This window comes from Mesorhizobium atlanticum, assembly GCF_003289965.1.
GTDB lineage: Bacteria > Pseudomonadota > Alphaproteobacteria > Rhizobiales > Rhizobiaceae > Mesorhizobium > Mesorhizobium atlanticum.
Map to the genome: position 1 here is coordinate 104,655 of NZ_QMBQ01000004.1, position 12,575 is coordinate 117,229.

General features: G+C 64.9%; 10 protein-coding genes. 7 read left to right on the forward strand and 3 right to left on the reverse strand.

Features of this window, described 5'->3' with window-relative positions:
• The first annotated feature begins 101 nt into the window (after positions 1-101).
• The 3 genes from DPM35_RS14190 (at position 102) to DPM35_RS14200 (ending at position 3,236) form a co-directional block, all read left to right on the forward strand.
• Positions 102-1,025, forward strand: coding sequence for a sulfite exporter TauE/SafE family protein (locus tag DPM35_RS14190; protein ID WP_112127918.1), 924 nt, complete (start codon positions 102-104; stop codon positions 1,023-1,025).
• Complete coding sequence (locus tag DPM35_RS14195; protein ID WP_112127919.1) at positions 1,025-1,816, forward strand: TIGR02186 family protein; 792 nt, start codon at positions 1,025-1,027, stop codon at positions 1,814-1,816. Before DPM35_RS14190 ends, DPM35_RS14195 begins: the two co-directional genes overlap by 1 nt.
• A 163-nt stretch (positions 1,817-1,979) precedes the next feature.
• On the forward strand, positions 1,980-3,236 hold the full coding sequence (locus DPM35_RS14200; protein WP_112127920.1) for an Hsp70 family protein: 1,257 nt from the start codon (positions 1,980-1,982) through the stop codon (positions 3,234-3,236).
• A 224-nt stretch (positions 3,237-3,460) separates the two neighbouring features.
• On the opposite strand, the gene DPM35_RS14205 is transcribed toward DPM35_RS14200, so the two are convergent.
• Positions 3,461-4,348 (reverse strand): LysR family transcriptional regulator, encoded by an 888-nt coding sequence (locus DPM35_RS14205; RefSeq protein WP_112127921.1) that lies wholly within the window; start codon positions 4,346-4,348, stop codon positions 3,461-3,463.
• Between the two features lie 124 nt (positions 4,349-4,472).
• Here DPM35_RS14205 and DPM35_RS32435 point away from each other — a divergent pair, with 124 nt between their 5' ends.
• From DPM35_RS32435 to DPM35_RS14220, 4 genes are read left to right on the forward strand one after another with little or no spacing between them, the layout of a single operon-like run.
• Positions 4,473-4,631, forward strand: a complete 159-nt coding sequence (locus tag DPM35_RS32435; protein ID WP_181592022.1) for a hypothetical protein — start codon at positions 4,473-4,475, stop codon at positions 4,629-4,631.
• The gene (locus tag DPM35_RS14210; protein ID WP_112127922.1) at positions 4,628-7,558 is read left to right on the forward strand and encodes a molybdopterin oxidoreductase family protein; all 2,931 of its coding nucleotides are present in this window, start codon (positions 4,628-4,630) and stop codon (positions 7,556-7,558) included. The genes DPM35_RS32435 and DPM35_RS14210 overlap by 4 nt, the downstream gene beginning before the upstream one ends.
• Entirely contained in the window at positions 7,555-8,289 is a 735-nt protein-coding gene (locus DPM35_RS14215) for a 4Fe-4S dicluster domain-containing protein (protein ID WP_112127923.1), read from the forward strand. Before DPM35_RS14210 ends, DPM35_RS14215 begins: the two co-directional genes overlap by 4 nt.
• Before the next feature lie 2 nt (positions 8,290-8,291).
• Positions 8,292-9,230: a dimethyl sulfoxide reductase anchor subunit family protein gene (locus tag DPM35_RS14220; protein WP_112127924.1), complete on the forward strand. Its 939-nt coding sequence runs from the start codon at positions 8,292-8,294 to the stop codon at positions 9,228-9,230.
• Positions 9,231-9,234: 4 nt separating this feature from the next.
• Here the strand turns inward: DPM35_RS14220 and pdeM are convergent, their stop codons facing one another.
• Together pdeM and DPM35_RS14230 are read right to left on the reverse strand one after the other, a co-directional pair.
• On the reverse strand, positions 9,235-9,951 hold the full coding sequence (gene pdeM / locus DPM35_RS14225) for a ligase-associated DNA damage response endonuclease PdeM (RefSeq protein WP_112127925.1): 717 nt from the start codon (positions 9,949-9,951) through the stop codon (positions 9,235-9,237).
• Between the two features lie 19 nt (positions 9,952-9,970).
• A complete protein-coding gene (locus tag DPM35_RS14230) occupies positions 9,971-12,502 on the reverse strand; it encodes a ligase-associated DNA damage response DEXH box helicase (RefSeq protein WP_112128466.1) in 2,532 nt (843 codons plus the stop codon).
• Positions 12,503-12,575 lie beyond the last annotated feature (73 nt).

Below are 12,575 nucleotides of genomic sequence, written 5' to 3' on the forward strand. Positions count from 1 at the left end.
GCCCCTGCCGCCGCATCGGCGCAAGAAAAAATTGGCTTTTCGGTGCGAAACTGCCGGGGACGTCGGCGTTCGCCGACAAGCAAACTGATCGAGACAGACGGGTGGGCATCTATCTCCCGATCGCGGAAATTTCCGTCAACGTCTTCGTGCTGCTGGCGATGGGCGCGGCGGTGGGTTTCCTGTCGGGCATGTTCGGGGTTGGCGGCGGCTTTCTGATCACGCCGCTTTTGATCTTCTACAACATCCCGCCGGCGATCGCGGTGGCCACCGGCGCAAACCAGGTCATCGCCTCCTCCTTCTCCGGCGCGCTTTCGCATTTCAAGCGCGGCACGCTCGACTTCAAGCTGGGCGGCGTGCTGCTGGCCGGCGGCATCGTCGGCTCGACGGCCGGCATCTACGTCTTTGCGCTGTTGCGCCGGCTCGGCCAGTTGGACCTTTTCATCTCGCTGCTCTACGTGGTGTTGCTCGGCACCGTCGGCGGACTGATGCTGGTGGAAAGCGTCAATGCGCTGCGCGCCAGCCGCAGCGGCGCAGCGCCGGTGCTTAAGAAATCCGGCCAGCACAACTGGATCCACCGGCTGCCGTTCAAGATGCGCTTCCGCGCCTCGAAGCTGTTCGTCAGCGTCATCCCGGTGCTCGGGCTGGGCGCCGGGATCGGCTTCCTGTCGTCGATCATGGGCGTCGGCGGCGGCTTCATCATGGTGCCGGCGCTGATCTACCTGCTCAAGGTGCCGACCAATGTCGTCATCGGCACCTCGCTGTTCCAGATCATCTTCACTTCGGCCTACACCACCCTGGTGCACGCCACGACCAACCAGACTGTCGACGTGATCCTGGCCTTCCTGCTGATGGCCGGCGGCGTCGCCGGCGCGCAATACGGCGCCAAGGCCGGCCAGCGGCTGCGCGGCGAGCAGTTGCGCGCGCTGCTGGCGATGCTGGTGCTGGCCGTTGCCATCCGCCTCGCCGTCGATCTCTTCGTGACGCCGCCCAATCTCTATTCGCTGTCCGCCGCGGGCCTCAACTGATGGCGGGATTGAGAGCGTTTGCAGCCGCCGTCCCGTTGTCGATGCTCTTCGCCCTTTCCCCGGCGACGGCGCAGACGCCGCCCGCCGAAAGCATCCAGATCGGCCTTTCGACCGACGCCATTTCCATTACGGCGGGCTTCTCCGGCGCCGACCTGACGATCTTCGGATCGCTGGAAAACCCCGATCCGCTGGTCGCGCGCCAGGGACGCTACGACGTGGTCGTCGTGCTCGAAGGACCGCCACGACCCGTGGTCGTCCGGCGCAAGGACCGCGTGCTGGGCGTCTGGATCAACTTGGACTCGGAGACGTTCGAGAACGTGCCGGTCTCCTATTCCGTCGCGACGACGCGGCCGCTGCAGGACATCGCCGAGCCCGCCAAATACAAGCAGCTCTCGCTCGGCGCGCAGAACCTCTACCTGAAACCCGCCGACGAGACCGACAGCCCAGCGACCATCGAGGAATTCACCGCCGCGCTTCGCGAGCGCAAGGCGGCGACGGGCCTCTACAGCGAAAATGTCGGCGGCGTGCAGTTCCTGTCGCAGAACCTGTTTCGCGCCACGGTGCGGCTCGCGCCCAACGTGCCTGTCGGAACCCACAAGGCCCGCGCCTTCCTGTTCAAGAGCGGCATGTTCGTCAAGGAAAGCTCGGCCCAGCTCGAAATCCGCAAGTCCGGTTTCGAGCAATCGGTCTTTCGCGTCGCGCATGACTATTCCTTCCTCTACGGCGTGTTCGCCATATCGCTCGCCATGCTGACCGGCTGGCTGGGCCGGATCATCTTCCGCAAAGATTAGAGCCGCAAAGGGTTTCCCTGCGGGCGATCATGCGATAAACCGCCGCCTCCCAACCCAAGGGTAAACAAGCACAATCTGTTCGGCAGAGCGGTCCGGCCATCCGGACGACGGCGCGCTTGGCGTCTTCGGCAACCCTGCCACAAGGCAACGACAGGAGGCTGCGATGCAATCGGCATTCGGCGGCATCGATTTCGGCACGTCCAATTCCACCGTGGGCGTGATCCGCGACGGCCGGGCGCGACTGGTGGCGTTGGAAGGCGAGCAACCCACCTTGCCCAGCGCCGTCTTCTTCAACTTCGAGGACGGCTACACCTATTTCGGCCGCCGCGCGATCAGCGACTATACCGACAGCATCGAAGGCCGGCTGATGCGCTCGCTGAAGAGCGTGCTCGGCAGCACGCTCGCCAACGAGAAGACGCGCATCAAGGCGCGCCAGATCGGCTTTATCGACATTGTCGGCATGTTCGTCGGCCATTTGAAGAAGCGCCTCGAAGAAGACGCCGGAGAGGCGGTCGAGAACGTGGTGCTGGGCCGGCCCGTGCAATTCGTCGACGACGACGCGGCCGCCGATGCGAAGGCGCAAGGCGAGTTGGAGAAGGCCGCCCGCGCACAAGGCTTCAAGCACATCGCCTTCCAGTTCGAGCCTATCGCGGCGGCGCTCGACTACGAGCAGAAGGTCACCCGCGAAGAGCTGGCGCTGATCGTCGACATGGGCGGCGGCACATCCGACTTCTCGATCGTGCGGGTCTCGCCGGAACGCGCCCGCTCGACCGACCGCAAGGCGGATATCCTCGCCAATCGCGGCATCCATATCGGCGGCACCGATTTCGACCGGCTGCTCAGCATCGCCCATGTCATGCCCGAGCTCGGCTACCTGACGCGGACCAAGGACCACAAACGCAACCTGCCGGCGGCCTATTTCATCGACCTCGCGACCTGGCAGCGCATCAACCTCGTCTACACCTCCAAGGCGATGACGGACCTGCGGCAGATCCGCTACGAGGCCGAGCGGGCCGACCTCGTCGACCGCTTCATCCATGTCGTCGAGCATCGCTACGGCCATGCGATGGCGGGCCTGGTCGAAAGGGCGAAGATCGCGCTCACCGACCAGCCTTCGGCCGAAGTGAAGGTGTCGCTGCCCGGCGCCCGCTTCGCGGGCGAGATCACGCGCGCGGGCCTCGAGGAGACCATCGCCGGCGACATCGAACGCGTGGCCGCGACGGTCAAGCAGACGATCGCCGACGCCGGCGTTCCAGCCTCCGCCATCACCGCCGTGTTCCTCACCGGAGGTTCGACCGCGATCCCGCTTGCCAAGCGGGAAATCCTGTCGCTGGTGCCGCAGGCGGCTGTCATCGAAGGCGACATGTTCGGCTCGGTCGGGCTCGGGCTGGCGCTCGACGCGCAGCGCAAGTACGCGTGACAGCTGGAGATTGGCGACGACGCCAGCCACTTCGTCATCCACGGGCGGAGCAAGGAGCGAAGCGACGCGCGCAGACCCGAGGATCCATTCCGTGACCGGGAAGCGTCGCGACGGTCCAGAATTCTGCTCCGCAGCATTCTACGGTCAAGGTAACGGCATGGATCCTCGGGTCTGCGCTCGCAATGATCCACACCCCAAGAACGCAATCCGGCTGCGCCCTGGCCTCAGCCGACCTTTCCACCCAGATGCGCCTTCAGCGCCATCTGGGCGAGGCTCGCCTGACGGTCGCGGTGCGTGATCATGGCGAAGTCGCGCTTCGGCAATTCGACCGGCACGGCCCGGAGGCTGCCTTCCGCCAGGGAGCGCGCGACGACGAGCTCCGAGATGATCGTCGCCCCGGCGCCGGCCTCCACCGCCTGACGCACGGCCTCGTTGCTGGGCAGTACCAGGAATATCTGCAGCTCCGCCGGCGGGACGCCCTGACTGTGCGCGAAATCCTCCAGCGCCTCGCGCGTGCCCGACCCGCCTTCCCGGATGATCCAGCGCAAGGCCCTGATGTCGAGGTTGCCCGCCCGCGTCATCGGGATCTCGGGATGCGAGCGCGCCACCACCAGCATCATGCGGTCCTCGTCGACCGTGGCGCGGCGCAGGATGTCGGACTCGGTGCGACCCTCGACCAGGCCGAAATCGGCGCGGCCGTCCAGCACATTGGTCTCGACCTGTCTGGTGTTGCCGATCGTCACGCTCAGCTTCACGGCGGGATAGGCTTCGTGAAAAGAGGCCAGGCGACGCGGGAGCCAGTAGCTGGCGATGGTCTGGCTGGCCGCGATCGACAGGCTGCCGGCGACGGTCTGCGAGACATCCTCCAGAACGCCGCGGGCGGCGGCGGCACGGTCCAGGACAGCCTTCGCCTCCGGCAGGAAACGGTGGCCGGTCTCTGCCAGTTCGATATTGCGGCCGACTCGGTTGAACAGGCGCACGCCATGCTGGGTTTCGAGCGCGCGGATGGCGGCAGAGGCCGCCGATTGCGAGATGCCGAGCCGCTCGGCGGCCTTGGTCATATGGCCGTGCTCGGCGACGGCGACGAAGATGCGCAACTGGTCGAGGGTCATGGGTCAACTAAGAAGCAAAATCGATCGGAATTACAAGAGCTGCTTGTTAGACGGATCAATTGCTTTGTTCTAAGTTTTTAGCCGGACTTGGAAAAAATTGGTCGCCAGAGGCCAAGAGCGGGAAATGGCAGGGCGCTTCAAATCCCTATTCGCGCATTGGAGCCGCCGGCTGAAGCGGCAGTTCGCCGGCGAGCGCTATCATCCTGAACTCCACTATATGCGCGGCCCGGGACCGAAGACGAAGGCCAAATTGGCGAACGGCAACAGCGTCCGCCAATCATGAGCAAAACCGCGCCGCGCGGCGCCAATTCCGCCCCCTCGCAACGGCCGCTGGCCGACAGCCGCGCGCCGGACGAAGGCGACGGCGTCGACATCTCGCCAACCGTCTCCGACCGCATCGCCAAGACCACCTGTTACATGTGCGCCTGCCGCTGCGGCATCGACGTCCATATCAAGGACGGCAAGGTGCGTTACATCAACGGCAACAAGGACCATCCGGTGAACCGCGGCGTGATCTGCGGCAAGGGCAGCGCCGGCATCATGCAGCATTACAGCCCGGCGCGGCTGAAGAAACCGCTGCTGAGGACAGGGACGCGCGGCTCGGGCGAATTCCGCGAGATCGAGTGGGACGAAGCGCTGACCATTGCCACCGAACGGCTTTCGGCGATCCGCAGAACTGACCCGAAGAAGCTCGCCTTCTTCACCGGACGCGACCAGTCGCAATCGCTGACCGGCTGGTGGGCGTCGAAATTCGGCACGCCCAATTTCGCCGCGCATGGCGGCTTCTGCTCGGTCAACATGGCGGCCGCCGGGCTTTACACGATCGGCGGTTCGTTCTGGGAGTTCGGCGAACCCGACTGGGACAACACGAAATACTTCATGCTGTTTGGCGTCGCCGAGGATCATGATTCCAATCCGATCAAGATCGGCCTCGGCAAGCTCAAGGCGGGCGGCGCCAAGGTGGTTTCGATCAACCCCTGCCGTACGGGCTACAACGCCATCGCCGACGACTGGATCGGCATCAGGCCGGGCACGGACGGACTGTTCGTGCTGGCGCTGGTCCATGAACTGCTCAAGGCTGGCCGCGTCGATCTCGACTATCTGCTGCGCTACACCAACGCGCCGGTGCTGGTTGTGCAGGAGCCGGGCGCGGCCGATGATGGGCTGTTCGTCCGCGATGACGCCGGCAACCTGCTAGCGTGGGACAGGGTGGCCAAGCATCCGGTCAACGCAGCCGACCCTGAAACAAAGCCGGCGCTGACAGGTAGCTACATTGTCAATAGCCGCCCCTGCACGCCGGTGTTCCAGCTGATCGCCGACCGATATCTGGACAAGAGCTATTCGCCCGACGCGGTCGCTGCGCGCTGCGGCGTCAGCGCGGAGACGATCCGCCGCATCGCGGCCGAACTGGCGCATGTCGCCTTCGAGCAGACGATCGAGCTGCCGATCGCCTGGACTGACTGGGCCGGCCGCCAGCACGAGACGATCAAGGGCCGGCCGGTGTCGATGCATGCCATGCGCGGCATCTCGGCCCATTCCAACGGTTTCCACACCTGCCGTGCCATCCACCTGCTGCAGGTTCTGCTCGGCACTGTCGACGTTCCGGGCGGCTTCCGCTTCAAGCCGCCCTATCCACGTTGCGCGCCGCCGGGGCCGAAGCCATGCGGAAAAAACGCCCAGCCGATGACGCCGCTGGATGGCATGCCGCTCGGCTTTGTCTGCGGCCCGGACGATCTTCTGGTCGACGAGGCCGGCTATCCCACCCGCATCGACAAGGCCTATTCCTGGGAAGCGCCCCTGGCCGCGCATGGGCTGATGCACACGGTCATCCGCAACGCCTGGGCCGGCGATCCTTATCCGATCGACACGCTGTTCATGTACATGTCGAACATGGCGTGGAACTCCTCGATGAACACGGTCGAGACGATCCGCATGCTCACCGACGAGGACGGGTCGGGCGGGTACAGAATCCCCTTCATCATCTATTCCGACGCCTATTATTCCGAGACGGTGGCGTTTGCCGACCTAGTGCTGCCGGACACCACCTATCTTGAGCGGCACGACTGCATCAGCCTGCTCGACCGGCCGATCAGCCATGCCGACGGAGCCGCCGACGCCATCCGCCATCCGGTGGTGGAGCCGGACCGCGACGTGCGGCCCTTCCAGTCGGTGCTGATTGAGCTCGGCGCGCGGCTTGGCCTGCCTGGCTTCGTCAACGAGGACGGCTCGACGAAATATCGCGACTATGCCGACTACATCGTCAACCACGAGCGCATGCCCGGCATCGGCCCTTTAGCCGGCTGGCGCGGCAAGGATGGCGCATCGATCGGCAAGGGCGACGCCAACACCGACCAGCTGCAGCGCTACATCGACAATGGCGGCTTCTGGCACCACGATTTTTCCGACGACCAGCGCTATTACAAGATGGGCAACCGCTCCTATCTCGATTTCGCGGTCGAGATGGGTTTCATCGCCAAGGCGGAGCCCATCGTCTTCCAGCTCTACTCGGAGCCGATGCAGCGGTTCAGGCTTGCCGCGCGGGGCCATGGCAAGACGCAGCCACCGGAGGCCGAGCGCAGCCGCATCGAGGCCTATATGGACCCGCTGCCCTTCTGGTACGCGCCCTTCGAGGACGACACTGTCGATCTCGAAAAATACCCACTGCATGGGCTGACGCAGCGGCCGATGCACATGTACCATTCCTGGGGCTCGCAGAATGCGTGGCTGCGGCAGATCACCAGCCAGAACCGGCTGTTCGTGCATCACCAGACGGCCGCCAGGCTTGGCCTTGCCGACGATGACTGGGTTTGGATCGAAAGCGTCAACGGCCGGGTGAAGGGACAGATCAAGCTGATCGACGGCGTGAATCCGGACACGGTGTGGACCTGGAACGCGATCGGCAAGAGGCGCGGCAGCTGGGGCCTGAAGGACGATGCGGCGGAGAGCAATCGCGGCTTCCTGCTCAACCACATCATCGGCGACCAGACAGAGGCCGATGCCAGCGGCAAGCGCTACTCCAATTCAGACCCGGTCACGGGACAAGCGGCATGGTTCGACGTGCGCGTGCGCATCACGAAATGCGCGCCGCAGGAAGCCGGTTTCACCGAGCCGCAATTCGAGCGTTTTGCCCGGCCGCCGCATTTCGAATCTTCGCCCGACATACTTCGCTTCGGCGCGGAATTCCGCATGAACAGGGAAGTCGCCGAATGACCTGCCTTCCCGCCCAAACCGATAAGAAACTCGGCCTCGTCATCGACCTCGACACCTGCGTCGGCTGCCAGGCCTGCGTCACCGCCTGCAAGGAATGGAACACGGGCGGCCATATGGCGCCGCTGACCGACACCGATCCGTATGGCGCGCATGCCGACGGTGTCTGGTTCAACCGCGTGCACAGTTACGAACACACGACGGAGTTGGGCGGCCGTACGGTGAATTTTCCGCGCTCCTGCCTGCATTGCGAGCAGCCGGCCTGCGTCACCGTCTGCCCGACCGGCGCCTCCTACAAGCGCGCCTCCGATGGCATCGTGCTGGTCGACGAGGATAAGTGCATCGGCTGCAAGCTGTGCAGCTGGGCCTGCCCCTATGGCGCGCGCGAGTTCGACACCGATGTCGGCGTCATGAAGAAATGCACGCTCTGCGTCGACCGCATCTACAACCACAATCTGGCCGAGGAAGATCGCGTGCCGGCCTGCGTCGCCGCCTGCCCGACCAGCGCCCGGCATTTCGGCGATCTCGGCGATCCGACCTCGGCGATTTCACAGCTGGTGGAGGAGCGGGGTGGCGTCGCGCTGATGCCGGAGCTCGGCTACAAGCCGACCAACCGCTATCTGCCGCCGCGGGCCCGCAGCGAACGGGCGGCGAAGGTCGACGCGCCGGCGCTGGAGCCGATCAAGGCCGAGGGCGGTTTCCTGGGCTGGATCGACCGCATGCTTTCGAACTGATCATGCATCCCGCTTTCTCGGTCGTCTTCTTCACCACCGCCACCGGCGCCGGCTACGGCCTGCTGGCGCTGCTCGGCGTGCTTGGTGGGTTGGGGTTCATTCCCGCCGATTTCTGGCTTGGCCTTGCCGGCATGGCGCTGGCGCTCGGGCTGATCGTGGCCGGGCTTTTGTCCTCCACCGGTCATCTCGGCCGGCCGGAGCGAGCCTGGCGGGCCTTCTCGCAATGGCGCAGTTCCTGGCTGTCGCGCGAAGGCGTGGCGTCGGTCGCGACCTTCATCCCCGCCGGGCTGTTCGGCATCGGCTGGGTGTTTTTCGGCAAGAGCGGCGGCTGGGTGGCGGCCGCCGGATTGCTGGCGGCGGCAGGTGCGGTGGTGACTGTCTGCACCACCGGCATGATCTACGCCTCGCTGAAGCCGATCGCGCAGTGGCACAGCCGCTATACGCTACCGGCCTATCTTATCTTCGCGGCGATGACCGGGAGCGTTCTGGCGAACGCCCTGCTTCAAAGCTTCAGCGCCGGCTCCAGCGCTATACTAGCGCTCGCTCTGCTTGCCACGCTCGCCGGCTGGGTCTGGAAGCTCGCGACCTGGCGCTACAATGACCAGTTGGAGATTCCGACCACCGCAAACACCGCGACGGGGCTCGCAGGTGGCACCGTGCGGTCGATCGAATGGCCGCATACGGAAGAAAACTACCTGCTGAAGGAAATGGGTTTTCGAATTGCGCGCAAGCATAGCGCGAAGCTGCGGTGGATCACGCAGGCGCTGGCTTTCGTGGTGCCGATCGTCCTGCTCATCCTCGCCTTCATGGCGCCATGGCCTTTGGCGTCAATGGCGTCCGCGCTGGCGGCTGTCTCGCAATTCGCCGGCATGCTTGTCGAGCGCTGGCTGTTCTTCGCCGAGGCGAAGCACACGGTCACGCTCTACTATGGCAGGGCATAGAGCCTCATCCCGGCCGCAGCATCGAGCCGGAAATCGCAAAAATGCGTTCGGCGCCGAGCATATAGGCCATCAGCGTTTCCAGCCGGAACAGGCCGGCATAGGCGCGGTCGAGCACGTTTAGCGAGCCGGTATAGGCGCCGAAGGCCGGCATGATCATGCGGCCGCCGTCGCCGGCGAAGCAGCGCCGCCTGACTGAGCGGCCGCGCTGGACGATACGCGCGCAAGGGTGGAGGTGGCCTGATATCTCGCCCTCGATCCGTGTCTTGGAGGGCTCGTGCCGGAAGAGCAGCGAGCCGATGGCGAGTTCCCGCACCGTCTCGCCGGGCAGATCGGCGGGCGCCTCGGGATCGTGGTTGCCGGCGACCCAGATCCAGTCGCGGCCACCCATCATCGCTTCCAGGCGCTCGCGGAAGCTCGAATGCATGCGCTCGGCGCCGCCGCCGTCATGGAAGGAGTCGCCCAGGCTGACGACGATCCGCGGCTGGTAGTCGGCGATCACCGCCTGCAGCCGCAGCAAGGTCGCGCCGGTATCGTAAGGTGGAATCAGCGCGCCGCGCCTGGCGAAGGACGAGCCCTTTTCGAGATGCAGGTCGGAGACCGCGAGCAGCCGCAGATCGGGGAAATAGAGCACGCCACGCCGGTCGCAGACCGCGCGCTCGCCGGCGATGCCGACGAGGTCGGCCTCGGCGATCAGCGTTGCGCGCGACAGCGAAAAATTCATCCCCTCTCGGCTCTCTCTTTCAGTCCATCATCTCGGGGCCCATGGCCTCTTCGACGAGGGTGGCGGCATCCATCAACAGCGTCTCATCCGCCTCGCCATTCACCGGCATCTTGCCGATTTCAAGCATGATCGGCACCGCCAGCGGCGATATCTGCTCGAGATTCTTATGCATGATTCGACCGCGGATGCGCGAGAGCATCTCGGCAAGTCTGCTGACATCGAGCAGCCCGGTCGCCGCATCCGTGCGGGTGGCCTGCAGCAGAATATGGTCGGGTTCATGGCTGCGCAGCACGTCATAGATCAGGTCGGTCGAAACGGTCACCTGGCGGCCGCTTTTCTCCTTGCCGGGGTGGCGCTTTTCGATCAGTCCGGAAATCAGCGCGCAATTGCGGAAGGTGCGCTTCAAGAGCCAGCTGTCGGCAAACCAGACTTCGAGATCGTCGCCGAGCATGTCTTGATCGAACAGCGTGGCCAGCGACGGTTTTCTGTTCTTGAACATCCAACCCATGTCGGCCAGCGACCAGATGGCCAGCGCATAGTCTGTGGCCACGAATCCGACCGGCTTGGCTCCTGCCCGATCCAGCCGCCGGGTAAGCAGCATGCCGAGCGTCTGATGCGCAAGCCTGCCCTCGAACGGATATGCCACCATGTAATACCGGTTGCCGCGCGGAAAGGTTTCGATCAACAGGTCATCGCGTTTCGGCAAAACGGACTTGTCCGCTTGAAATCTCAACCAGTCCGCGACCTGCTCGGGGAGTTTCTTCCAGCGTTGCGGGTCGTCGAGCATGGCGCGCACCTGCTCGGCGAGGTAGGTCGAAAGCGGGAATTTGCCACCGCCATAGTAAGGCACCTTCGCGTCGCTGCCCGGCGCGTTCGAGACAAAGCACTCATTCTCGCGAATGCCTTCGAAGCGCAGGATCTTGCCGGCGAACATGAAGGTGTCGCCGTGGGTCAAAGTCTCCAGAAACGCTTCCTCGATCTTTCCCAGAACCCTGCCGCCGCGCGAGGCTGCCCCCCGACTGCCGGCCTGGACGTAGCGTACATTGAGCGCCGGCACCTCGATGATGGTGCCGACATTGAGCCTGTATTGCTGGGCAACGGCCGGATTTGAAACCCGCCACAGGCCTTCCTTGGTCTGCCGGATACGGGCATAGCGCTCGTAATTTCTCAGCGCGTAGCCGCCGGTGGCGACGAAGTCGATGACCCGGTCGAATGTCGGCCTGTCCAGGCTGGCGTAAGGCGCGGCCGTCCTTACTTCATCGAACAACGTATCGGCATGGAACGGCGCGCCGCAGGCGCAGCCCAGCACGTGTTGCGCCAAGACGTCCAGCCCGCCATTGACCAGCGGTGGCGTGTCCTGGGCGCCGAGATAGTTGGCGTCGAGCGCGGCGCGGCATTCCAGAACCTCGAAGCGGTTTGCCGGGATCAGGATCGCCTTGGATGGCTCATCCATGCGGTGGTTGGCGCGGCCGATGCGCTGCGCAAGGCGGCTCGCCCCCTTCGGCGCGCCGACATGCACGACCAGATCGACGTCGCCCCAGTCGATGCCCAGATCCAGCGTCGAGGTGGCGACGATGGCGCGCAACGCGTTCTCGCCCATGGCCTTCTCAACGCGGCGGCGCTGGGCGACATCAAGGGATCCGTGGTGAAGCGCGATCGGCAGCGTGTCTTCATTGACGCGCCATAGTTCCTGGAACAGCAACTCGGCCTGGCTGCGCGTGTTGACGAAAAGCAGCGTGGTCTTGTGCCGCTTGATCTCGCGGTAGATTTCAGGCGTGGCGTAGCGGGCCGAGTGCCCGGCCCAGGGAACGCGCTCTTCGGAATCAAGGATCGAAATGTCGGGCTTGGCGCCGCCCGTGACGACGATGAGCTCGGACATGGCGCCCGGAGAAGCCTGACTGACCAGCCATCGCCGCAATTCATCGGGCTCGGCGACGGTCGCCGACAGGCCGATGGTCTGAAGGTCAGGGACAAAGGCGCGCAAACGCGCCAGGCCAAGCGCCAGAAGATGGCCCCGCTTCGAGGTGACCAGCGAATGCAGCTCGTCGAGCACGACATAGCGCAGATCCTCGAAGAAGCGTTTCGCGTCGTTCGAGGCGATCAGCAAGGCGAGCTGCTCTGGCGTGGTGAGCAGAATGTCGGGCGGCGCCAGCTTCTGCCGCTGGCGCTTGTGCGAAGGCGTGTCGCCGGTGCGGGTCTCGATGGTGACGGGCAGGCCGATCTCCTCGACCGGCTTGCCGAGATTGCGCTCGATGTCGACGGCCAGCGCTTTCAGCGGCGAGATGTAGAGCGTGTGGATGCCGCGATGCGCCTGGCCCGGCTTGCGCTTCGGCCGGTTGGCGAGTTCGGTCAGCGACGGCAGGAAGCCGGCCAGCGTCTTGCCGGCGCCGGTCGGCGCGATCAGCAGCACCGATTGGCCGCTTTGCGCCTTCGCCAGCAGCTCGAGCTGATGGACGCGCGGCGACCAGCCTTTTTCGCCGAACCATTTGACGAATGGCTCAGGCAGCAGGACGGCGGCATTCTGTTCGGCAAGGCGCGGCTGCTCGGTCACGCCCAACAGGTAGCGCGACGGGGCGCGCTCGCCAAGGAAAATCGGAACAAAAGGGGATCGTTTTTCCCTTCTC

Coding starts and splice junctions, on each gene's coding strand:
- DPM35_RS14220 (WP_112127924.1), top strand. CDS start 8,292: ATGCATCCCGCTTTCTCGGTCGTCTTCTTCACCACCGCCACCGGCGCC.
- DPM35_RS14215 (WP_112127923.1), top strand. CDS start 7,555: ATGACCTGCCTTCCCGCCCAAACCGATAAGAAACTCGGCCTCGTCATC.
- pdeM (WP_112127925.1), bottom strand. CDS start 9,951: ATGAATTTTTCGCTGTCGCGCGCAACGCTGATCGCCGAGGCCGACCTC.
- DPM35_RS32435 (WP_181592022.1), top strand. CDS start 4,473: ATGGCAGGGCGCTTCAAATCCCTATTCGCGCATTGGAGCCGCCGGCTG.
- DPM35_RS14200 (WP_112127920.1), top strand. CDS start 1,980: ATGCAATCGGCATTCGGCGGCATCGATTTCGGCACGTCCAATTCCACC.
- DPM35_RS14205 (WP_112127921.1), bottom strand. CDS start 4,348: ATGACCCTCGACCAGTTGCGCATCTTCGTCGCCGTCGCCGAGCACGGC.
- DPM35_RS14210 (WP_112127922.1), top strand. CDS start 4,628: ATGAGCAAAACCGCGCCGCGCGGCGCCAATTCCGCCCCCTCGCAACGG.
- DPM35_RS14195 (WP_112127919.1), top strand. CDS start 1,025: ATGGCGGGATTGAGAGCGTTTGCAGCCGCCGTCCCGTTGTCGATGCTC.